The organism is Streptomyces sp. NPDC024632 (genome assembly GCF_055559175.1).
This window is the reverse complement of the sequence record NZ_JBVHLD010000009.1, coordinates 88,183-111,215: the sequence shown is the minus strand read 5'-3', so window position 1 is coordinate 111,215 and position 23,033 is coordinate 88,183. Positions and strand designations below refer to the sequence as shown.

Below are 23,033 nucleotides of genomic sequence, written 5' to 3'. Positions count from 1 at the left end.
AAAAACCCATAGCGTGATGCGCCATGGAGAATCAGCAAACCAGTGCCGCCTCGGGGATAACGCGACGTGGCCTCATCGTCGGCGCCGTCGCCGCCGGACTCACCGCGACCGCCGGAACCGCGAGCGCGCAAACGAGCCGACAGGGCACATCGGGACAGGCCGGGAGCGCACCGGCGTTCACTCCGCCGGAATCGGCGAAATACCCCGGTTACGCCGAATACAAGCCGCCGAATTACCAGTTGGCCGTTCCGGGGGAATCCCTCGTGGCGGGCCGCGCGGACTACCCGGTCGCGCCGGGTATCGTCCTCACGTCCTTCGACACATTCGGCCGCACCGGCTGGACGCGGGTCCATGTGCTCAACGCCGATCTCGGCAACGCGTCGGTCGGCGTGGACCTCGTCGCGGACAAGGTGAGCGATCCGCGTCCGCTCGCCCAGGCGGCGAACGCGCAGCACGCCGTGGCCGCCGTCAACGGCGACTATTTCGACATCACCGAGACCTTCGCGGCCGAGGGTCCGGAAATCCAGGACGGCACACTCCGCAAGGGCACGAACAAGACGGCGACCGTCGCGGCGATCGGCGCCGACCGGGTGGCCCGGCTGGCCGACCTGGTGCTCACCGGTACGGTCACGGTCGCCGGGACGCGACGGCCGCTCACCGCCCTCAACTCGCCCTCGGTGCCCGCCGACGGCGTCGCCGCGTACACCCCGAAGTGGGGCGCCGGGCGCCGCACGCTCATCCAGGACGCGGGCCCGTACACCGAACTCGTCGTCGCGGGCGGGAAGATCACCGCCGTCAACGCCCAACTCACCGACACCGCGGTGCCGGAGGGCGGTCTCGTCGTGCTCGGCCGGGGCGCGGCGGCGGCCCAACTGGCCGCCGCCGAGCCCGGTGACGCCGTCACCGTCGACTTCGCGCCGCGGACGAACGCGCCCGTCGCGCTGCGCACCGCGCTCGGCAGCGGCGAGGTGCTGGTGCGCGGCGGCACGGCGATCGACTTCCCGCCGAGCACCGGCAACGACGCGGCCAAGCCGCGCACCGCCATCGCGTGGCTGGACGGCGGCCACCGCCTGCTGCTCGTCGCGATCGACGGCTCGGCCAACTTCTCCGCCGGGCTCAGCTTCGACGACACCGCCAAGCTGCTGGTGCGGCTCGGCGCCACCGAGGCGTTCATGCTCGACGGCGGCGGCTCCACCGAGATCGTCGCCCGCAGGCCCGGCGACACCGGGGCCGGAGTCGTCAACACCCCCTCGGACGGCGGCGAGCGGCCCGTGCCCAACGGCGTCGGCCTCTTCGCCGCCCGCAAGGGCTCGGGACGGCTGCGCGGCCTCGACGTACGCCCGCGCGCCGACCGCGTCGTGCCGGGGCTGACCGTGGACGTCGCGGCGGCGGGCTACGACGAGACGTGGGCGCCGGTGCCGATCAACGAACACCGCGACCCCGTACGGTGGTCGGCCTCGCCCGGCTCCCTCGGCACCGCGCGCGACGGCGTCTTCCGCGCCAGGAAGCCCGGCGCGGGAACGCTGCGCGCCCGGTCCGGGGACGCGGACGGCGCGCACGAACTGCGGGTCCTCGGCGACCTGCACCGGCTGGCGTTCACCGAGCGGGCCGTCACCATCGACCCCGGCGCGACCGCGTCGGTCAGCCTGACCGGATACGACGCGGACGGTTTCGACGCTCCCGTCGCGCCGCGTGACGTCCGACTCGCCTACGACAAGGCCCTGATCACGGTGGCCGCGCAGCCGGACGGCAGCCTCCGGATCACCGGTGACGCGGGCGCGGTCGGCAAGGCCACCGTCCTGACGGCGACCGTGGGGGGCGTGACGGCCCGGCTGCCGGTGACGGTCGGCCTGGTCGACGTGTCGCTGGCCGAGTTCGAGCCGGCCGAGAACTGGACGGCGCTGGCCGCGCGGGGCACGGCGTCGGTCGCCTTCGTCGCCGCCCCCGACCGGCCGGGCGCGGCGGCCGACAACCACGCGCTGCGGCTCACGTACGACTTCACCGGGCAGACGAGTACGTCGGCGGCGTACGCGGTGGCCGGCGGCGGTCCGATCACGCTGCCCACGGGCACGAAGCGGATCGCGCTGTGGGTCAACGGCGACGGCAACAACCACTGGCTGCGCTGCATGATGTACTCGCAGGGCACCACCAATGTGCCGTTCACGCTCGCGCTGACCGTGGACTGGACGGGGTGGCGGCGGGTCGTCGGGGACCTCCCCGCCGGGTACTCGGAGCCGGTCACGCTGCTGCGGATCTACATCGCGGAGACGTCGCAGACCAACAAGAACGCGGGGCGGCTCGACTTCGACGGGCTCGCCGCGCAGGTCGGGCAGCAGCCGGACACCTCGCAGGCCCCGCAGCCCGACCCGTACGTGGTCGAGCAGGGCGGACTGCCGGACCGGCGGTGGACCTTCGCGGTCCTGTCCGACCTGCACGTCAGCGCGGCGGCCGGGCTCGACTCCTTCTCCGGGCGGCAGGCGGTGACCGCGCTCGGCCAGGCCGTCGCGACCCGGCCGGACTTCCTGCTGATCAACGGCGACTTCGTGGACAACAACAACCCCGAGGACTTCGCACTCGCCAACGGGCTGCTGCGCGACCACGTACCCGCCGGGCTGCCGGTGTACTGGACGCCCGGCAACCACGAGGCGGGGCTGTCCGCGACCGGCGGCCTCGACGCGTTCCTCGCCGTGACCGGCCGCCCTAACCGGCAGGTCTTCGACCACAAGGGGACCCGTTTCATCCTGCTGGACTCGCACACCGGCGACATGCGGACCTCGGACTGGGACCAAGTGCCGCTGCTCCAGGCCGAGTTGGCGAAGGCGGCCAGGGACCGGTCGGTGACCGGTGTCGTGCTGTCCTTCCACCACCCCTTGCGGGACCCCTCGGGCGCGGGCGCCTCACAGCTCGCCGACCAACTGGAGGCCGGGCTCCTCCAGAAGTGGCTGGCCGACTTCCGGGAGACCTCCGGCAAGCCGGTCGCGCTCTTCACCGGCCACGCGCACACCGCGTCGGTCACGCGGACCGACGGCGTCCTGGAGGTCACCACCCCGGCCGTGGGCAAGACGCCCTACAGCTCGCCCGACCAGGGCGGCTTCTTCGGCTGGATGCACGTCGGCGTCGACCCCAGGCCCGCGCGCGTCCGGGCCGGGCAGCCGAGCCCGCGGACCCGCGAGTGGCTGCGGGCCGAGAGCCGCCCGGTCATCGACGGGATCGAGCTGACGGCGGACGGTCCCGTGCCCGTCGGCACGTCGGCCGCTCTGGCGGCCACCGGCATCACCAGCGAGTTCGGGCTGCGCTTCCCGCTGCGCTACCCCGCCACGGTGGTCTGGTCGGGGTCCGCGGGCGTCCTGGTCACCGACTCGCCCTCCGAGGCCAAGGCCGCCAAGCGCCGTCCCGGGACCCTCGCGGTCCTGGACCCGACGACCGCCACGCTCACCGCGCTGCGGCGCGGCACGGTCACGGTGACGGTCGCCTCGGGCGGCCTGACGGCGTCGGCGACGGTGACGCTGAAGTAGCCGCTACGTACCCGCGTACGCCGATCCGTACGCGGGCCCGGCACGCCTTGTGAGGTCCCGCCCCCCGCGGCGGGGCCTCACTTCACCTCGTTGCCTTCGGCGTCCAGGGAGTGCTCCTGCCAGTACTTGTCCCACTTGTCGTCCACGTGCCGGGGGACCTTGCCCTTCGGGTAGCGCACGAAGCCCTTCGGCGGCTCCTCCTTGTCCGACACGCAGGCCCCGCCGCCCGCCGGGGGCCCGACCGACGCCACCGGGTACTCCCCGCCCGAGCACATCGCGTCCTGCATGCTGCACGCCGAGCCGAGCCCCATGAAGGCGACGCCCGCGAGGGACAGTCCGATCAGGGTGAGCCGGGGGCCGGCGGGAATCCGGGGCCGACGGGGATGGTTGGTCTGCACGGCGCTGCCGCCTCTCGCGTAGGTGATCTTCGCTCCTGGACCAGTGTGGCCGCGCGGATGTGTCCGAATCATCCGTGCTCGTACTCAGGTCGCGGTGGGTACGGAGTGCGGGGGCGGCGGGCGGGCGTGAGTATGGACGGAAACGTGGGAGGCGTGCTGTGCCGCTGGAATCCGAGCCGTTGCGGAAGCTGGGCTTCCTGACCATCGGGCTGTTCGACGAGGCCGACCCCCGGCGGGGGCACGAGTCGACGCTGGAGATCATCGAGCTGGGCGAACGGCTCGGCTTCGACAGCGCGTGGGTGCGGCACCGGCACCTCCAGTACGGGATCTCCTCGCCGGTCGCCGTGCTGGCGGCGGCGAGCCAGCGCACCCGCAGGATCGAGCTGGGCACCGCCGTCATCCCGCTGGGCTGGGAGAATCCGCTGCGGCTGGCGGAGGATCTGGCGACGGTCGACATCCTGTCCGGCGGACGGCTCAACCCCGGCGTCAGCGTCGGGCCGCCCACGCACTTCGAGCAGGTCGGGCCCGCGCTCTACCCGGACACCGCCGACGCCGAGGACTTCGGCTACCCGCGCGTCCGGCGGCTGCTGGACTTCGTACGCGGCGAGCGCGCCACCGACTTCAGCGGCGTCGAGGGCATCGAGGTCTTCTCCGACCGCGTCCAGCCGCACTCCCCCGGCCTCGGCGGCCGTCTCTGGTACGGCGGCGCGAGCCTGCGGTCGGCGCGGTGGGCGGGCGAGAACGGCATGAATTTCCTGACGAGCAGCGTCGTCAAGGCGGAGGAGCCGGAGTATCGGGAGAAGGCGGCGGAGTCGGAGAATCCGGCGGAGGCCGAGGCGGCAGAGGCGGCGGTGACGGGCCCGGCGCCGGACTTCGCAGACATCCAGCTCTCCCACATCAGGACCTTCCGCGCCCACCACCCCGACGGCGACCGCGCCCGCGTCTCACAGGGCCTCGTCGTCATCCCGACCGACAGCGCCACGCCCGCGCAGCGCGCCCGCTACGAGGAGTACGCCCGCAAGCGCCTCCCGCGCACCATGGCACCGCAGGGCCCGGCGCGCATGCTCTTCTCCCCCGACTTCGTCGGCCCCTCGGCCCAGCTCGCCGAACGCCTCCACGCCCACGCCGCCTTCCGCGAGATCGACGAGGTCGCCTTCGCCCTGCCCTTCACCTTCGCCCACGAGGACTACGTCCAGATCCTCACCGACCTCGCCGGCGCCCTGGGCCCGGCCCTGGGCTGGCGCCCGGCTCAGTCCTCGTAGCCGTGCCTCGACAGCGGGGCCGCGGTACGGGACGCGTGGGCGGACTGCCAGGTGTCGAGGGACTTGGCGGCCTCCTTGGCGTCCGCGCGGGCCCGGCGCGGCGCCGAACCCGGAGGTCCGCACGGCGCGGCGCCGAACCCGCGCGGGCCCGGCGCCGCACCGGGCGGACCCGCCGCTACATCCGGGACGCCACGTCCGACCGGAGCTGCGGCAGCATCGCGTAGAGCTTGTCGCCGGGGCACTCGGTGACGTTGAAGTCCCGGTGCCCGAAGATCTGCGTCGGCGCGAGGCCGTACTTGTAGCAGATGTACGAGCAGAGGCTGACGAGGCTGGCGTAGAGGATCGACGGCGGCGCGACCGAGGTGTACGTGCCGTTGTTCTCGATGCCGATGCCCTGCGTGTTCTGGCCGACGGTGTGGGCGCCGACGACCATGTTGCTGCCCGCGAGCAGCCGTTCCAGGCTGCGGTGGCGGCCCTCCATGATGATGCCGGTCCGGCTGATGGTGAAGTGGTTGCCGGTGTCGATCCAGCCGTTGGTGTCCATGTGCAGGTCCTGGATCTCGTGCGCGATGGCGAACGAGCCGGACGTGCCGGAGTCGGCGGTGTTCGCGAACGCGGTGTGGTGCACGACGATCTTGTTGGGGTTGTTCCCGGCCAGGCTGACCGGGGAGGACGGCGGGCGGGCGCCCCACGCCGTGGTGTCGAACATGTTGGGCTCGGGGACGATCCGCGCGGCGGAGGCGGAGGCGGGCGCGGCGCCGACGATCACGGCTCCCGCGCTCGCGCCGAGCACGGCGGCCGAGGCGAGGAAGCGGCGGCGGGACAGGGCGGCGCGGGACTCGTCCGTGCCGGACTCGGCGGTGGGGGACTGGGCGGCGCGGGACTGGGCGGTGCGGGGCATGGCGAAGTGCTCAGGGACCGACATGTGTGCTCCCGTGGTGGGGGTGAGGGAGAGCGTCAAATTCCGTGCGGGCAGCTGTCGTTGGAACTTAATGCCAAGTAACCACCGCAGAACAGAGTGCGGATGAAACTTTCCTCCATACGGCGGAGCGTGACGCGGCGCCGGGCGCGGGGCGGACACGGCGCCGGGCGCGGGGCGGACACGGGGCGGGGCGCGCGGCGGACGGGCGCGCGCCACGGGTGCCGCCCTCGGCCCCGCGGCATGCATTTCCCCGCTCGATTGAATCTGTTCAATGAATCCGGCAAGTCCACCCCCTTGACGTCTGACGATTCTCGGCCATAGCGTCCGCCCGGAACTTAAAACGTTTCATACGAGGAGACGCGCACCATGACCGACGACGCCAGCCACGCCGACGACAGCCGCCCGGACACCGGTGTCGCCCGCCGCCGCGTCCTCCAGGCCGGAGCCGCCGCGGGCGCGGCCCTCACGTGGGGCGCGGCCACCGGCACCGCGCACGCGGCCGAAGGGGCGAGAGCGGCGGGCAGCGCCTCCGCGCACCCGGCCCCGTGCCGACCCGGCGCCCCCGGCTCCGCCTCCTGGTTCAGCGCCCCGCCCGCCCCCGCCCGGCCCAAATTCCGCTGGTGGTGGCCGGACGGGCTGGTCGAGCCCACCGAGATCCGCCGCGAGATCGACCAGATCGCGGACGCCGGTTTCGGCGGCGTCGAGATCGCCGCGGTCCACCACAGCGTGGACGACCCGGCCGTCCTGGACACCGCGCACCACGGCTGGGGCAGCGCGAGCTGGGTCGCCGGGATGGAGGCCGCGCTGGAGCAGGCCGACCGCCGCGGCCTGACCGTCGACCTCACCGCGGGGCCCGCCTGGCCGACCGCCGTCCCCACGATCACCCCGGACAGCCCGGCCGCCGTACAGGAACTCGCCTACGGTGTCGCCGCGTTGGCCGCCGGGGCCCGTTACGAGGGACCCGTCCCCGCCCCCGTCGTCGCCGCCGACCCGGCCGCCGCGAAGACCACGCTGCTCGCCGTGCAGGCGGTCCGCGTCGACACCGCCAACAGCACCCGCAAGGAGACCGGCCTCGACCCGGCCACCTTGGTGGACCTCACGCGCACGGTCACCAACGGCGCCGTCACCTGGACCGCGCCCGACGACGGCGGGTCCTGGCTGCTCTTCGCCCACTGGCTGCGCGGCACCGGCCAGACCCCCGAGGCGGGGCCGCACACCGCGCCGACCGCGTACGTCGTGGACCACTTCAGCCCCGCCGGCACCCGCGCGATCACCGACTTCTGGGAGTCGGACCTGCTGACCCGCCCGGTGCGCCGGCTGATCGCCCGCGCGGGCGGCGCCCTCTTCGAGGACTCCATCGAGCTGGAGTCGCGCGCCCTGCTGTGGACCCCGGCGCTGCCCGCCGAATTCGCCCGCCGCCGCGGCTACGACCTGCTGCCGTACCTGCCCGCGCTGCTGCTCAACAAGAGCAACCAGGTCTACGCGTACGGCGCCGCGCTGACCGTCCGCGTACGCCACGACTTCTGGCAGACGGTCTCGGAGCTGTACAACACCCACCACGTCACCGCGATCAAGAAGTGGGCGAGCACCTTCGGACTGAAGCTGCGCGCGCAGCCGTACGGGCTCCAGACCGACGCCATCGCGACCGCCGCGCTCCTGGACATCCCCGAGGGCGAGTCGCTGGGCTTCAAGAACCTGGACGACTACCGGTGCCTGGCCGGCGGGCGGGACATGGCGGGCAGCACCATTCTGTCCTGCGAGTCGGGCGCGTACACCGGCGGCGCGTACAGCACCACCTGGCAGAAGTTCCTGCGCACGATGGGCGGCGCGTACGCGGCCGGGGTCAACCAGACGGTGATCCACGGCTTCTCGTACGCGGCCCTGCCCGGTGTGGCCTGGCCGGGATACGCGGCCTTCACCCCGTACCACGGCGGTGTCGGCTACGGAGAGTCGTGGGGGCCGCGGCATCCGACGTGGCGTCACATCGCCGACATGTCGGGCTACTTGGCCCGTGTGCACCAGGTCCTGCAAGCGGGGAAGCCGCGCCAGGACGTGGCGATCTTCCGGCAGACCGGCTACACCGCGACCGGCATCGGCGCGTCCTGGTTCACCTCGACCGGCATACCGCTGGGCTGGAACCACCAGTTCATCAGCGAGCCGCTGCTGAGCCTGCCGTCGGCGCGGGTGACCAACGGGGTGCTGGCGGCGGGCGGACCCGCGTACCGCGCCCTGTTCGTGGAGGCCGACTTCTTCGCCGGGTCCACCTGCACGCTGCCGGTCGAAGTCGCCGAGAAATTCCTGGCGTTCACCAAGGCCGGGCTGCCGATCGTGCTGCTCGGCGACTGGAGCACCGCGACCGTCCCCGGCCTGGACACCGGCGGGCAGGACGCCCGACTGCGCGCGGTGCTGGCCCAGTTGCTGGCCCAGCCGCGCGTCCGGCAGATCACCGACAAGACCGCGGTGGGCGCCGCGCTCGCCGACCTCGGCGTGACACCGCTCGTCTCGTACGCGACCAATTCCACGCTGCTCAACGCCCACCGGTACGCGGACGGCGTCGACTACTTCTACTTCTGCAACGGCAAGCACGCCGAGACGGTCAAGCCGCCGGTCGCCGCCGTCGACCACGAGGTGACCCTGCGCCGGGGCAGCACCCGCCACGTCCCGTACCTGCTGGACCTGTGGACCGGACGCGTGCGGCGGATCGGCACGTACACCGAGACCAACGACACGGTCACGCTGCGCGTCGCGCTCCAGCCCGGCGAGACCATGGTCGTCGCGCTCGGCGTGCCCGGCCTGTTCGGCGACCGCACGGGCAGCGGCCCGCACGCGGTGTCCACCACCGCGGACACCGTGCTCTTCGCCGACGGGCGGCTGACCGTACGCGGCTCCGCCGACGGCGAGTACGTCACCGAGCTGTCCCAAGGCCGCCGCACGGTGCGCAGCCGGATCTCCGGCGTGCCGCAGCCCACCCAGCTCACGGGCTGGCGGCTGGACGTCGAGGACTGGCAGCCGGGCGCCACCGCCACCGAGACGAGGGTCGTGCGCCGCGCGCTCACCCTCGACGCGCTCGCCGCCTGGCCCGACATCCCCGCGCTCGCCGACGTCTCCGGCATCGGCCGCTACCGCACCACCGTCCGCCTCGGCCGCGCCTGGACCGGCGGCCACGGCGCCCTGCTCGACCTCGGCACGGTCTACGACACCTGCCGCGTGACGGTCAACGGCCACCGCCTCGACCCCGTCGACCACATCAACCCCGTGGTGGACCTGGGCGGTTGGCTGCGCCAGGGCGACAACACCATCGAGGTCGAGGTGGCCACCACCCTCGGCAACCGGCTGCGCGTCAGCGATCCGGGCGTCTACGGCGGATCGCCGCGCCAGCCGTACGGCCTGGTCGGTCCGGTGCGGCTGCTCCCGTACGGGGAGGCGCGGATCGGCTGACCGCGCCCTCCCGTACGGGGAGGCGCGGATCGGCTGACCGCGCGCGTCAACGGCCTCAGGAGCAGCGGTAGGTGAAGGTGTACGACCCCGACTGCCGCTGCGGGGAGAGCACTTCGAGGGTCGCGGTCGCCTGGAGCGTGCCGCGGCCGTCGAAGGACCACAGCAGCACGACGTCGGTGCTGCGCCGCCCCTTCGCCACCCGCTGCCGCAACTCGTCGGACAGCGTGCCGTCGCTGCGCCGCCACCGGTAGCGCACCGTTCCCGCGTCCCCGCTGGTCCGCAGCGTGCCCACCACCTTCGCCGTACTGTGGCAGCCCTGGACGGCGGTGTCGTTGCGGACACTGACGCCGTCGACCTTCACCGAGCCCGGCCAGTGCTGCCACAGCAGATACGCCACCACCCCGAGCAGTACCAGCAGCGCGAGCAGCCAGCCGCCCAACGCCCGTTTCCGGCGCGGCTCTTCGGGCGGCAGCACCGGCTCCCCCGGCCGCACGGTGCCGTGCCACACGGCGGCGGTCCGCTCCGTACCGACCGACGGCTCGGGCCCTTCGGGCACCCCGGGCCCGAAGCGGCGCAGCCCGGGCGCGAAGGTCTCCGCCTCCGGGACCTCGCTGGACCAGGAGTCGGGGTCGAGTACGGTCGCGCCGTCCGGCTCCTCGGTGCCGCCCGCACCGCCCTCGGCGCGCGCGCCGTCCGTATCGCTCGTGCCGCCCGTACCGCGCGCGCCGTCCGTATCGTTCGCGCCGTCCGTATCGCTCGCGCCGCCGAAGCCGAGGTCGCTGAGCCGGAAGGTGCCGTCGTCCGGCGCGGCGGGGGCGGGGGCGGGGGCGGCCTGCGGCCGGGTGCTGAAGTGCAGGCGTGGGTCACGGCTCTGGTCGCGGTCACGGTCGTGCGGCATGGGCGGGTTCCTTGGCGGAGGGCCGAAGTGCGGGTCAGCAGGCGTCGATCGTCTGTGAGGAGCCGTTCCCCTTGCCCGCGGCGGGCGTCGAGGAGACGGTGAGCGTCCAGCCGGGGAAGCGGCTGACGCCGAACGCGTGAGTGTAGGACTGGGTGGAGGACGTCTCGCCCCTGGGGATCGGGTACGACTCGGTGACCGCTCCCGACACGAGTCCCGATGCCGTGGTGTGCGCCCAGGTGAGGACCAAGGTGCCGTCGTCGGCTCCGTTGCCCTGCACGGTGACCGCCGCGACCGCCGTGTGTCCGGCGCCCGCGCTACAGATGAACCGCACGATGGCGACCGAGTCCACGACCAGCGCGGGTGGCGTCGTCGTGGTCGGCGGTGTCGTCGGCGGCGTCGTGGGCGCCGTGGTGGGGGGCGTCGATGTCGGCGCCGATGTCGTCGGGGGATCGACCGGCGCCGTCGTCGTCGTACCGCTCGGTGAGGCGCTGTCCGAGGCGGACGGGGACGGGGACGCGGACCCCGATGCCGAGGGGGACGCGGACGGGGAACCGGACGTCGGGGTGCCGGTCGCGGGGGCGACGGGCTGGCCGGAGACCAGGGAGGTCAGGGCCGACGGGGTCGAGGCGGCGGTGACCTCGTCGGAGGGACCGTCGCCGCCGGTGGCCACCGCGGTCACGACGAGCCCGGTGGATATCAGGACGGCCGCGACCGCGCCCGCCACCAGTTTGGCGCGCCGCCCGAAGCGGGCCGGGCGTACCGGGCGGTGCCGCTCCAGCGCGACCAGGGCGTCGCCCGGTGCCGCCGCGCCCGGAGTCGGCGCGGGGGCCGCGCCGGAGGCGACGCCCGCCCCCTGCCCGAGCTGCGTGTGCGCGAAGGCCGTCGTCCCCGAGGCGGCGCTGCCGCCGCCGAACGGCAGCAGCAGCGGCAACAGGGCCACGAGCGCGGCGAGTTTGCGCTGCCCGCGCTCCTCCCAGTCCTCGCCGTACGCGGCGCCCGCCACCGCCTGGAGCTCCGCGACGAATTCGGCCGCGCTCTGCGGGCGTTCCTGCGGGGTCTTGCCCAGGCCGCGGGTGACCAGACCGCGCACCGGCTCCGGCACCCGCTCGTCGGGGATGGGCGCTTCGGCGTGCTGCACGGCCAGTTCGAACATCGTCGAGCCGGAGTACGGCTTGCTGCCGGTCAGGCACTCGTAGAAGGTCGCGGTGGCCGCGTACACGTCGGTCGCCGGGGTCGCGGGGCCGCCCGCCCACTGCTCGGGCGCCATGTACGACGGCGTGCCCGCGACCGCGCCCGTCTCGCCGCTGCGCACCGCGACGCCGAAGTCCACCAGCTTGGACACGCCGTCCGTGGTGACCAGCACGTTCGCGGGCTTGTAGTCGCGGTGCACCACCCCCGCCGCGTGCGCGGCGGCCAGGCCGAGCAGCGAGCCCTTCAGCACCGCGAGCGCCGGTTCCGGATCGGTCGCGCCCTCCTGCCGCAGCAGCGCGTGCAGCGCGATGCCGTCGACGAGCTCCATCACGATCGCGGCGTTCCCGCCGTCCTCCACGTACTCGTAGAAGCGCGCGATGTACGGCGAGTGCAGGCCGCCGAGGAGTTCCGCCTCGGCGCGGAAGGCGGTTCGAAAGCGCGGGTCGCCGCCGAGGGGTCCCGCGAGGTACTTGACCGCCACCGCCGTCCCCGTGGCGATGTGCGTGGCCAGCACGACCCGGCCGGACGCGCCCGCCCCGAGGTCACGTTCGTGTCTGTACCCGGGCACGCTCCACGGCCCGTCCCCGCCCGCGCCGCCGTAGCCCGCACCGCTGTGGCCCGTACCGCCGCCGCTCGCGGGCGTGCCGCCGTAGCCCGTGGCCGGGTCGTACGCCGGTCTGCCGGAGCCGTCGTTTCCGTCCATCGTGTGCCGTCCCCCCTATCCGCCCCTGCCCGCCCCCCGGCGGCCGTCGCCGCGCTCACGCGCGCTCATAGGCGTCGACGCAGATTACTGCGGCCGGGGTTCCCCGGCACCCCCTGGCGGACGGCGGAAGGGTGGCGGCGGCTCGAGACGGTAGCCGTGGCCGCGCAGGGTGGTGACAGTGGGCATGCGGGGGACGGTGGGGGCGGTCGCGGCGGCCTGCTGGAGGCGCCGGCGGCGGCGGTGCGGGTCGGGCCGCAGTTCGCGACGGGCGATCCGGTGGAACCGCCGCCGGGGCAGTGCGACGGGCGGCTCGGCGTCTACGACGAGACGTTGCGGCTGCGGACCGGCAGCGGACCGGCCGCCGCCGATACGGCGACCCGCCGCGCGCATATCGGGACAGTAGGCTGGGCCGAACAGCGTCAGGCCCGTCGAGCAGGTGCAGGGGGGTACGCCATGAGCGCGGAGATGGTCGCGCCCGCATGGATGCACGCTCCGATCACTTCCGAGCAGTACGCCTCCTGGTCGGAGGAGCAGTGCGCCGGGATCGAGATCGTGGACGGGATGGTCGTCGTGGGCCCCAGCGGGTCCAAGCGGCACAACCGCCTGGCGAGGATTCTGGCGAACGGGCTGGACGCCGCCTCCGGGGCGGACTGGAACGCGGACACGGACTTCGACGTGCGGCTCCAGGACGTGCCGCTGAGCAACCGCCGCCCGGACGTCGTCGTCTACCGCGCGGACACCATCGACGTCACGCCGACCCGGCCCGAGCACGTACTGCTGGTGGTCGAGGTGGTCTCACCGGGCTCCGAGACCACCGACCGGATCGTGAAGGTCGACCAGTACGCGAAGGCCGGCATCCCCTTCTACTGGCGCGTCGAACAGACCGCCACGGGCGTCCCGTTGGTCTACACGTACGTCCTCGACCCCGCGGGCACGGCCTACCGCGACGGTGACGTGTTCACCGGCACCGTGAAGGCCGTGGTCCCCTTCGCCGCGGAGATCGACCTCGGCTCGGTCTGAACCGCAGAGCGGCCGGGGTCAGGGCGGGTCAGGTCAGGGCAGGGCGGGTCAGGACAGGGCGGGTCAGGACAGGCGGCCGGATTTCAGTTCGTGTTCGAGGCGTTGGCCCTCGATGTCGGGGTCGGGGATGTATGTGGAGAACCACTGGGGGTGGTACCAGACCTTGGAGCGGACGATGGCGAGGACGGCGGGGACGAGGGTGAGGCGGACGACGAAGGCGTCGAGGAAGACGCCCGCGGCGAAGCTGAAGCCGATGGCCTTGATGGTGGGGTCGTCGGTGAACATGAAGGCGACGAAGATGAAGAACATGATGAGGGCCGCGGCGGTGACGACGCGGGCGGACAGGCCGGTGCCGCGCTGCACGGCCCGGCGGGCGTCGCCGTTCTTCGTGTACTCCTCCTTGATGCGGGAGACGACGAAGACCTCGTAGTCGCTGGAGAGGCCGAAGATGATGGCCAGCATGATGATCGGCAGGAAGCTGATCGTCTCGGTCGGCGTGATGCCGAAGATCCGCTGGCCCCAGCCCCATTGGAAGGTCGCCACCTGGGCGCCGAGGGCCGCGGCCATCGACAGCAGGAAGCCGAGGATGGACTTGATCGGCACCAGGATGGTGCGGAAGGCGAAGGTCAGCAGGATGAAGGCCAGGCCGACCACGACGATCAGGAAGACCGGCAGCGCGCTGGACAGTTTGGCCGAGACGTCGATGTTGGAGGCCGTGGTGCCGCCGACGAGGATGTCGGTGCCGGTCTGACCTTCGAGCTGCTGCCGGTCGTCGCGCAGGGTGTGCACGAGGTCGGCGGTGGCGGGGTCGTTCGGCCCGGTCTTGGGGATCACGCGGATCAGCGAGACCCCGTTCTTGGAGGCCAGCGGCGTCACCTTGACGACGCCCGGCACCTTGGTGAGCCGCGCCGCGATGGCCGCGGTGTCCGCCGGGCTGCTGGTGTTCTGCGCGACGATCAGCAGCGCGCCGTTGAAACCGGCGCCGAAGCCCTCGGTGGTGAGGTCGTACGCCTTGCGCTGGGTGGTGCTCTTCGGCTGGGAGGCGCTGCTGGGCAGGCCGAGCCGGATGTCGAGGGCGGGGATGGCCAGCACGCCGAGCAGGGCGACGCCGCCGATGAGTACGAGGATGCGGTGGCGTACGACGAAGCGGGCCCAGCGGGCGCCGTTGGGGCTGTCCGGGTCGGCGGCCGAACGGCGGGCGACCCGCTCCGCGCGGGCGCCGAGCCAGGGCAGCCGGGTGAATGTGGCGACCTTGGTCCCGGCGAAGCCGAGCATCGCGGGCAGCAGGGTCAGCGCGATGAGCAGCGCGACGGCGACCGAGGCCGCGGCGGCCAGACCCATGACGGTGAGGAACGGGATGCCGACGACGGTGAGCCCGCACAGCGCGATGATCACGGTGAGCGCGGCGAAGACGACGGAGCTGCCCGCCGTGCCCATGGCCAGCGGCACGGACTCCTCGGGCGTCATGCCGTTGAGCAGGTTCGTACGGTGCCGGGACAGGATGAACAGGCCGTAGTCGATGCCGCAGGAGAGCCCGAGCATCAGCGCGACGGTGGTGGAGGCCGAGGCGATGGTGACCACGGACGCGACGGCCGTGATGGCCATCAGCGTGGTGACGACGCCGATGATCGCGCCCAGGATCGGCATGCCCGCCGCGGCGAACGCCCCGAAGGTGATCATCAGGATGAAGAAGGCGACGATCAGGCCGATGAGTTCGGGCAGCTCGGAGATCACCTGCCGCCAGCCCGGATAGACGCTGCCGTTGTACTCGACCTGGACGCCGTCCGCCCGTACGGGCTTCATCGCGTCGTTGAACAGGTCGAGGTTGGCGTCCTTGACGTCGGTGGCCGCCGCCGACCACTGCACCTGGCCGAGCGCGATCTTGTCGTCCTGCGAGACGAGCTTGCCCTGGAACGGGTCGACGACGTTGGAGACCTGAGGGACCGTCCGCAGCTTGGTCATGGCCGACTCGATCACCTTCATGGTGGCCGGGTCGGTGACCTTCCTGCTGCCCTGGGTCGTCGCGAAGACGATGGTGCTCTGGCCGCCGCTGAAGGCGGGCAGCTTGGCGGACAGGACGTCGGACGCGTTCTGCGCCTCGGTGCCGGGGATCGTGAAGTTGTCGTTGGTCTTCCCGCCGCTGATCTGGGCGGCGGCGATGGCGACCACGGCCGCCACCAGCCACAACGCCAGGACCAGCCGTCGGCGCCGGAAGGCGAGCCGGGCGAGTCGGTACAAATAGCTTGACATGGGTACATATCTCCACGGCCGGTTCGGGTAGCGCACGCCGAGCCTGACGTTAAGCATTCACTAGCCGCAGGTCAAGTAAATCGCTTGCCAACGTAAGGTGAGTCGCTGGACATCGGCAGGTGAGTCACTAGTCTTTGGCTGGCGAGTGACCGGGCCTCGGCCGGTGATACGGCACGCCCGCGACCCAGCCCCCGGCCGGTGAGACGGGCCGCCCGCGACCCAGCCCCCGGCCGGTGAGACGGGCCGCCCGCGACCGGCCCGCGACCGGCCCGCGAGGGGCCCGTGACCCGCCGGACGACCGGCTTCCGGGCCCCCGGCGGCTTGTATGCTGCGGTGCGGTCCTCGCGGCCCACGAAGGAGGAGCAAGAACCATGCCGACGCCTGCCAAGGGCATGTCCACCCGTGCGGCGCAGGCCGAGCAGACCAGGCAGCAGATCCTGGACACCGCCCAGCGGCTCTTCCTCGAACTCGGCTACAACGCCACCTCGCTCCAGATGATCGCCGACGAGCTGGGCCTGACGAAGGCCGCCGTCTACTACCACTTCCGCGCGAAGGGCGACATCCTGCACGCGGCGATGCAGCCCGGCATGCGCCGGATGGAGACGCTGCTGGACGACGCCGACGCGATGCGCGGCCGGCGGGCGCGCATCGAGCACGTGGTCAACGGCTTCGCCGAATTCCTCGTCACCAACCGGCACTACGCCGTGATGGCCTCCACCGATCCGGACGCGCGGCACACCACCAAGAACCACGAAGAGGTGGCCGCACTGCACCGGCGCGGCCTCACCCTCTTCTACGGCGAGCAGCCGACACCCGCCGAACGCATCGCCTACAGCACCGCCCTCCTCGCCCCGGAGACCCTGCCGCTCCTCGCCGACCTCTCCGACGAGGAGCTGGGGGAAGCGCTACGGACGACGATGCTGCGGATTCTGCGGGTGCCGAGGTCGTAGCGCCCGCACGTGGGACCGCGCGGGTGCGCGAGCCGGAGTTCCAGGACCGTGTGGTCGCCGAGACCCGCGCCTTCCTGACCACGGTGCCCACTTGACGGTCCGTCAGCACGGCGCCGACGTCAGGACGCCGTGCGCGCCACGTAGATCGTGTTGGTCGCCTCGCCGTCCTGGAGCGGGTTGGGGAAGGTGACGACGTGGGCCTCGGCCGTGGCGAAGGTCTCGCGGAGGGTGGCGGTGAAGGGGTCGTCCGGCGGGTCGTTGGACCACAGGGCGAACACGCCGCCGGGGTGGAGGTGGGCGGCCAGCCGCCGCAGGCCGTCCGGGCGGTAGAGGGCGGCGTGCCGGGGGTGGAGGACGTGGGCGGGCGAGTGGTCGACGTCCAGGAGCACGGCGTGGAAGCGGCGGCCGGGCGTCTCGGGGTCGAGCCCGTCGGCGTCGGCGGCCAGGGCGAAGAAGTCGCCGTGCACGAAGCGGCAGCGCGGGTCGGCCGTCAACTCCGCGCCCAGCGGCACCAGATGCTCCCGGTGCCAGCCGATCACCTCGGCGAGCGCGTCGATGACGACCAGCGACCGTACGCGCGCGTCCTCCAGCGCCGCGCGCGCGGTGTAGCCGAGGCCGAGCCCGCCGACGGCGACATCCGCGTACGAGTCCCCTCCATCGTCCCCGTCCCCGTCCCCGTCCGGGAGTTCGGCCAGGCCGAGCCGGGACAGCGCGATCTCACCGGCGGTGAACAGGCTCGACATCAGGAACTCGTCGCCGAGTTTGACCTCGTGCACGTCCTCGCCGGTCGCCACGTCCCGCCGTCGCCGCAGGCTGATCTCGCCCATCGGCGTCGGACGCCAGTCGATCTCCTCGAAGCGACGGCTCACGTGCTTTTCCTCCGGCCCGACGGCAGCGTTGTACGGGCCAAGGTAGCGGCCCGCGCGGCCTCCGCCTCACCAGCCGTCAACCGCCAGCCCGACCGCGCGGCCGACCGGGCGCCGCCCGGGGGCCGCCCGGGGGCCGTCCGGCCGGTGTCACCTCACCCGTCGATCAGGCGTTCCGCCGTGAACCCGAACAGCCGCCGCGCCGCCGCCGTGTCGACCGGTGCCGTACGGCCGGGCAGCGGACGCAGTACGCGGGTCGTCGGGTGGAAGCGGCGCATCAACTCCTCGGTGGGGAAGGGCACCAGGATCTCGGGCGCGCACACGTGCACGACATGCGCGCCGGGTTGCGTCACCCGCAGGGCCAGCAGCGCGGCCCGCGCCGCGTCGCCGACCTCCAGATACGTCCACAAGTCCCGCGCGCCGTACGCCGGTTGCTCGGTGACCAGCGCCGCGTGCGCCCGCAGCCGCTCCTCGAAGCCGCCGACGTACGGGTAGCGCAGGCAGACCACGCTCATGGCGTGCCGACGCGCCATCATGGCGGCGGTCACCTCGTCCACCTGCTTGGACAGCCCGTACGGGTCCTCGACCTGGCCGGGCATGGCGGCGTCCACGGGGACGTACGGCGGGTGCGGGGCCGGGTCGCCGGTCCAGGGCAGTCCCGTGACCCCCCACGAACTGGCCAGTGCCACGTGCCGCACCCCGGCCCGCCCGGCCTCCTCCAGTACGGAGAAGGTGGCGAGCGTGTTGCCGCTGAACACCTCCTGCGGCGTGTTGCGTTCGGGCGTCGGGATCGCCGCCAGGTGGACGACCGCGTCGGCGCCGTCCAGGGACCTGCGGACGGTCTCCGGGTCGGCCGCGTCGCCGGTCACGACCAGCCGCGCGCCGAGCCGGCCCAGGTCGCCGGGGTCGTCGAGGACCAGCGCGTTCGCCTCGACGCCGCGCTCGGCGAGCAGCGCGAGGACCGCCCGCCCGATCCGGCCGGCCGCCCCGGTGACCAGCACCCTTGTGACCACCGCCAACTCCCTTACCTGTAGGCCCGTACGGCGACGACGTGCGCGGACGCGGCGCCGTTGGTCGCCTCGACGACGATCCGCACCGCGCAGGCGGTGACCGGCTCCTCCAGGACGTGGACCCGGCGGCGGCGCCGGTTGGCCGTCACGCGGTCCAGCACCCGCCAGTCGGCCCCGGCCGCGTCGCGCACCTCCACCCGATAGTCCCGTACCAGCGTCGGGAGCGTGTCGAAGGGGGTCCTGTGGTGGTGCAGATTGATCAGGTCCTCGTTGACGTCGTCGTCCGCGACGACCTCGATCCGGCGCAGCGCGACCGGCTCGTCCCACGCCAACTCCAGCCATTCCCAGGCGCCTTCGCGCACCGGCTCCGAGACCCACAGGTGCGGGCCCGCGTACGGCCGGGCGTATCCGTCGACCGCCTTGGCGGGCGCGAACGCGGCCGTCTCCCCCGCCCGCAGGCAGAAGGTCCGCCGCAGCAGGCCGGAGTCCGTCCACTCGCGCAGCGGCTGCGGCGACTCGTCCTGCGGTCGCAGCGGCACCCGCGTGAAGCACAGCACGCCGGGCGTCGGCCGGTCGGCGACGCGCAGCGCGAGCGCCGGGTCGGCGCGGACGACGACGAAGGCGTTGCGGGGGGTGTCCGGCGCCCACTCCAGGCCGGTCTTGACCCACTGGCCGCGCCCGGCGGCGACCGGGACCGACACCGAGCCGACCAGGCGGCGCGGCACATAGTTCTGCCCCAGCTCCGGGTCGTACAGCTCGACGGTCAGCACGGTGTCGCGCGCGGCGTCCAGCAGCAGTTCGAGGCCGGTGAGCGCGGGGTCGGCCGGGAGGACGAGGCCCGCGTCGGCGGTCAGCGGCCAGGTGGCGTCGGAGGTCTCGACGGTCAGGTCCGCCAGGGTGCTGGACGCCGTCGCCGTCGCCCGCAGCGCCAGGTCGTCCGGGTCGTCGGAGGCGAGTCCGATCACCGAGGCGTCCTCGCGGAGCAACGCTCGGTGCAGCGACGCCACTTCCAGCTCGCGCGGGGAGATCCCGGCGTCCGCGCACAGCGCCGCCGCCGTGCCCGCCGCCTGCCCGATCGTCGCGCAGGTGGCCATCACCCGCGTCGAGCCGAAGGCCACGTGGCTGGCGGAGATGTTCCGCCCGGCGAAGAGCAGATTGGCGGTGTTCACCGAGTACAGGCTGCGGTACGGAATGTGGTAAATGCCGTCCGCGTAGCGCTGTTTGGCGCCCGCCTCGGTGGCGTACATGCCCTGCGGCGGGTGCAGGTCGATGGACCATCCGCCGAAGGCGACGCGGTCGGCGAATTCGGTCTGGCCGAGGATGTCGCCCTGGTGGAGGACGTAGTCGCCGAGGAAGCGCCGGTATTCGCGCTTGCCGGGCAGCGAGCCGACCCACTCCAGCGTCATGGTCTCGGCGTCGAACTCGCCGGAGTTCTTGATGTGGTCCCAGATGCCGTAGATGACCGACCACAGCTCGTCGCGGATGCGCTCGTTGTCGTGGACGGTGTCCAGTTCGCCGCCGAACTCGATCCACCAGTACGCGCAGCCGTTGTCGCCCGCCTTGATGATGCGGCGCTGCGGGATGGACGTCGTGGTGATGTCCTTGGCGAAGTCCGGCGGCACGTACTTGACGGGGCGGCCGGCGTCCTTGGTGTAGAACAGCAGCGTCGAGCCGAGCGTGATGTCGTCGGCGGTCTCGGGCGCCCACGGCTCGTCGTACTCCGCGCGCGCCTCGCGGCCGATGCGGTGCCTGGCCCCGGCCAGGTAGCCGATCAGGCCGTCGCCCGTGCAGTCGAGGAACACCTCGCTCTCGAAGCGGACGCGCCGCTCGGAGCCCATGGTCCAGCCGGTCAGCGCCGTGATCCGGCGCGCGTCCTCGGGACCTTCGGCGTCGACCTCGCGCACATCGGTGTTGAGGTACAGCGTGATGTTGGGCTCGGCGCGCACGGCGTCGAGCACCACGGTGTCCCAGTAGTACGGGTTCCCGTCCGGGTTGCGGTACTGGTTCTCGACGAACAGCTCGCCCATGATGCCGCCCTCGCGGGCGTGGTGGTTCTTGCCGTGCCCGGTGGCACCGCAGACCCACACGCGGACCTCGCTGCTCGAATTGCCGCCGAGCACCGGCCTGTTGTTGACCAGCGCCACGGTCCGGCCCAGCCGGGCGGCGGCGACGGCCGCGCAGACCCCGGCCAGGCCGCCGCCGACGACGGTGATGTCGTGCCGTGCGGTGTCGTTCCTCATGACGTCCTCATGACTCTTCTCGGCCCCTCATGACGTGCTTACTTCCAGTCGGGGTTGGCGGCGAGGCCGTAGTAGACGCGCGGCGCTCCGTCCAGGGTGAGCGTGACCTTCCCGCCGGCCGCGTTCAACGTCCGCTCCTCGCCGACGCAGTTGAGTTCCCGCACCGTCCCGGCCACGGTCCCGGAGTGCGCGACGACCTGCGTCTTCGTCGGCCACGGGTCAGTCCACGGCTCGGGCGAGGCGTACCAGGAGTCGGCGCCGTGGTCGGCGTTGAGGACGTAGCCGTCCTTGCGGGTCCACAGGATCGACACCGGGCCCGAGGGCGTGGTGAACAGCAGCCCCTTCACGTCCGCGTCGGCGAAGACCAACGGCCTTACGTACGTGGCCTGGTCGAGGACGCGCGCGGCCGTCGCGTACGCCAGCAGCGACGGCTTGGCGCTGGTGTCGCGGTGCATCATGCCGCAGTGGAACTCGACGTTGTCCGGGTCGGCCTCCTGCGGGTGGTGGATCGTCGAGTCGTGCAACTGGTACCAGTTGACGCCGCGCACGCCCTCGGACTTGGCCAGCGCCAGGCTCAGCAGCACGTTCTCGGCGGCGTGCCGGTAGGTGTCCTGCCACCAGGAGTTGGGCTTGGTGGGGGCGTACGCCTCGGACATCCACAGCTCCTTCGGCCCGTACTCGGCGATGATCTCCTTGGCCTTGCGCAGCGCGCCGAGGAAGTTCCAGTAGGTGCCGGTGGTGCCCTCCACCCAGTCGTCGGGCGAAGGGGCGTAGTCGGGGGTGAAGTTGCCGCGCCCCGGGTGGAAGGCGAAGGCGTCGATGAGGTCCCAGCCGCCCGCCTGCTGGAACTTCTCGGTCCACACGTAGTCCATGCCGCCGAGGCCCGCGTTCATGACCTTCATCGTGGAACCGGCCGCCGCCAGCCGGTCGGTGACCTGCTTCAGCCCGTCGCTGATGTACGCCTCGACGGCCCGGCCCTCCATCCAGGGGGCGTTCACCTCGTTGCCGACCTCGAAGTACTCCGCGGCGGCGGCGGTCGCCTTCGCGGTGTTGGTGTCGGCCCATGCGGCGATCTGGTCCGCGCTGCCGCCGATCGGGATGCCGCTCAGCTCCACGTTGTGGTGGATGCCGTGGGCGTCGAGGGTCGCGGTGTCGATGCCGGGCGCGCCCGCGTAGGCGATCCTGATCCGCTTCACGCCGATCAGCTTCAGCAGCGCCAGCACGTCGGCCTGGCTCGGCTTGAGCAGCCAGGGGTAGTTGGCGAGGCCGAACATCGACTCGCCGCCCGCCTGGTAGGCGAAGTCGGGCAGCACCGACAGGTTGGTCCTGGCGAGCGCGGAGTCGGCGCCGCTCACGGCGCTGACCTCGGTGAAGACGATGCCGTGCGCGGGGGCGGCGACCGGGAAGGAGGCGTCCCAGGCGGTGCCCGCGGCGACGGTCTGCGAGACGGTGCCGCCCGCGATCTGCGTGCCCGCGAAGTCCCGCGCCCACCACGTCACGGTGACCGGCTTGGCCGCCGGACCGCCGTTGACCACCTGCGCCTTGAGCGTCATCGTCTGCCCGGCGGTCTTGTAGAGGTTGAACGGCTGGTCGGTCCACACCTCCACGCCCAGCGGCCTGCCCGCCGCCAGCACCCCGGCGCCGCGCGGGCGCAGCCCGCCGAGGACGAAGTCCACCGTCGTGGCGGCGGTGTCCGTTCCCGTAGCGGCGCCGGGGGCGTGCAGCCATGTGGCCGTCGTATAGGTGGAGTTGCTGGCAGCCAGGCAGAAGGAGCCCTGGGTGTCGGACCAGGTCTCGGTGTACGCGGCGCCCGCGTCGACCTCGTACGGGATGCCGCCGCGCGGGTCCTTCGTCCAGGTGGTCAGCGCCTCGTACGACTCGGCCGCGCTCGGCGTCTGGACGGTGCGGGCGACCATGAAGCCGGTGGGCGTCAGGGTGGTGGAGCCGCCGACCTCCCAGGACATGTGGGCCTTGTGCGCGGTGACGTCGAAGGTGCCGCGCACGGTGACGCCGGACGCGCCGCTGCCCATGGTGTACGTGATCCGCACGGCGGGGCGGCCGTCGGGCAGCGTGACCTGCGTCGGCGTGCCGCCGTAGGTGCGCTGCTGGCCGAGGACGCTGTCCTTGATCATGAAGTGGCTGATCAGGACGCGGGCGGTGCCCGAGCCGTCGCTGATCAGGACGCTGCCGTCGCTCTGGCCGACGAGCGTGATGCCGTCGGCGGAGACGGTGACCGCGCCCGCGGCGTGCGCGTTCTGGGCGGCGACGGCCGGGAGCAGCGCGGCCCCGGTGGCGACGGCCGTGCCCTGGAGGAATGTACGGCGTGCGACTGGCATGGAGGTGCCTCTCTCTTGTCCCGAAGAGAAGGTG

15 protein-coding genes are annotated in these 23,033 nt (G+C 72.8%); 5 read left to right on the top strand and 10 right to left on the bottom strand.

Annotation, left to right across the window (positions count from 1 at the left end; all coding sequences use genetic code 11):
- Positions 1–23 precede the first annotated feature (23 nt).
- The gene (locus tag ACZ37P_RS20165; protein ID WP_467347803.1) at positions 24–3,515 is read left to right on the top strand and encodes a phosphodiester glycosidase family protein; all 3,492 of its coding nucleotides are present in this window, start codon (positions 24–26) and stop codon (positions 3,513–3,515) included.
- 77 nt (positions 3,516–3,592) lie between these two features.
- On the opposite strand, the gene ACZ37P_RS20160 is transcribed toward ACZ37P_RS20165, so the two are convergent.
- Positions 3,593–3,913 (bottom strand): SCO0607 family lipoprotein, encoded by a 321-nt coding sequence (locus ACZ37P_RS20160; protein ID WP_391041766.1) that lies wholly within the window; start codon positions 3,911–3,913, stop codon positions 3,593–3,595.
- A 158-nt stretch (positions 3,914–4,071) separates the two neighbouring features.
- Here ACZ37P_RS20160 and ACZ37P_RS20155 point away from each other — a divergent pair, with 158 nt between their 5' ends.
- Positions 4,072–5,175: an LLM class flavin-dependent oxidoreductase gene (locus ACZ37P_RS20155; RefSeq protein WP_467347800.1), complete on the top strand. Its 1,104-nt coding sequence runs from the start codon at positions 4,072–4,074 to the stop codon at positions 5,173–5,175.
- 175 nt (positions 5,176–5,350) lie between these two features.
- On the opposite strand, the gene ACZ37P_RS20150 is transcribed toward ACZ37P_RS20155, so the two are convergent.
- On the bottom strand, positions 5,351–6,100 hold the full coding sequence (locus ACZ37P_RS20150; RefSeq protein ID WP_467347798.1) for a peptidoglycan recognition protein family protein: 750 nt from the start codon (positions 6,098–6,100) through the stop codon (positions 5,351–5,353).
- A 363-nt stretch (positions 6,101–6,463) separates the two neighbouring features.
- On the opposite strand from ACZ37P_RS20150, the gene ACZ37P_RS20145 reads away from it, so the two are divergent.
- A complete protein-coding gene (locus tag ACZ37P_RS20145; RefSeq protein ID WP_467347797.1) occupies positions 6,464–9,535 on the top strand; it encodes a glycosyl hydrolase in 3,072 nt (1,023 codons plus the stop codon).
- A 55-nt stretch (positions 9,536–9,590) separates the two neighbouring features.
- On the opposite strand, the gene ACZ37P_RS20140 is transcribed toward ACZ37P_RS20145, so the two are convergent.
- The 3 genes from ACZ37P_RS20140 to ACZ37P_RS20130 all read right to left on the bottom strand — a co-directional run bounded on the left by ACZ37P_RS20140 (position 9,591) and on the right by ACZ37P_RS20130 (position 12,717).
- Positions 9,591–10,433: a hypothetical protein gene (locus ACZ37P_RS20140; RefSeq protein WP_467347795.1), complete on the bottom strand. Its 843-nt coding sequence runs from the start codon at positions 10,431–10,433 to the stop codon at positions 9,591–9,593.
- A gap of 34 nt (positions 10,434–10,467) precedes the next feature.
- A complete protein-coding gene (locus ACZ37P_RS20135) occupies positions 10,468–12,327 on the bottom strand; it encodes a protein kinase domain-containing protein (RefSeq protein WP_467347793.1) in 1,860 nt (619 codons plus the stop codon).
- A gap of 84 nt (positions 12,328–12,411) precedes the next feature.
- Complete coding sequence (locus ACZ37P_RS20130; protein ID WP_467347791.1) at positions 12,412–12,717, bottom strand: hypothetical protein; 306 nt, start codon at positions 12,715–12,717, stop codon at positions 12,412–12,414.
- Positions 12,718–12,780: 63 nt separating this feature from the next.
- Here ACZ37P_RS20130 and ACZ37P_RS20125 point away from each other — a divergent pair, with 63 nt between their 5' ends.
- Positions 12,781–13,347, top strand: a complete 567-nt coding sequence (locus ACZ37P_RS20125; protein WP_391159537.1) for a Uma2 family endonuclease — start codon at positions 12,781–12,783, stop codon at positions 13,345–13,347.
- 63 nt (positions 13,348–13,410) lie between these two features.
- Here ACZ37P_RS20125 and ACZ37P_RS20120 read toward each other — a convergent pair whose 3' ends face one another.
- Complete coding sequence (locus ACZ37P_RS20120) at positions 13,411–15,597, bottom strand: MMPL family transporter (RefSeq protein WP_467347788.1); 2,187 nt, start codon at positions 15,595–15,597, stop codon at positions 13,411–13,413.
- Between the two features lie 371 nt (positions 15,598–15,968).
- Here ACZ37P_RS20120 and ACZ37P_RS20115 point away from each other — a divergent pair, with 371 nt between their 5' ends.
- Positions 15,969–16,547, top strand: coding sequence for a TetR/AcrR family transcriptional regulator (locus tag ACZ37P_RS20115; protein ID WP_391041776.1), 579 nt, complete (start codon positions 15,969–15,971; stop codon positions 16,545–16,547).
- Between the two features lie 119 nt (positions 16,548–16,666).
- On the opposite strand, the gene ACZ37P_RS20110 is transcribed toward ACZ37P_RS20115, so the two are convergent.
- The 4 genes from ACZ37P_RS20110 to ACZ37P_RS20095 all read right to left on the bottom strand — a co-directional run bounded on the left by ACZ37P_RS20110 (position 16,667) and on the right by ACZ37P_RS20095 (position 22,999).
- The gene (locus ACZ37P_RS20110; protein WP_401717590.1) at positions 16,667–17,416 is read right to left on the bottom strand and encodes a polyamine aminopropyltransferase; all 750 of its coding nucleotides are present in this window, start codon (positions 17,414–17,416) and stop codon (positions 16,667–16,669) included.
- A 152-nt stretch (positions 17,417–17,568) separates the two neighbouring features.
- Positions 17,569–18,426 carry an NAD-dependent epimerase/dehydratase family protein gene (locus ACZ37P_RS20105; protein WP_355339810.1) on the bottom strand — a complete coding sequence of 286 codons (858 nt, stop codon included), beginning with the start codon at positions 18,424–18,426 and terminating at the stop codon, positions 17,569–17,571.
- Between the two features lie 11 nt (positions 18,427–18,437).
- Positions 18,438–20,663, bottom strand: a complete 2,226-nt coding sequence (locus tag ACZ37P_RS20100) for an FAD-dependent oxidoreductase (RefSeq protein ID WP_467347786.1) — start codon at positions 20,661–20,663, stop codon at positions 18,438–18,440.
- A 38-nt stretch (positions 20,664–20,701) separates the two neighbouring features.
- A complete protein-coding gene (locus ACZ37P_RS20095; RefSeq protein WP_467347784.1) occupies positions 20,702–22,999 on the bottom strand; it encodes a hypothetical protein in 2,298 nt (765 codons plus the stop codon).
- Positions 23,000–23,033 lie beyond the last annotated feature (34 nt).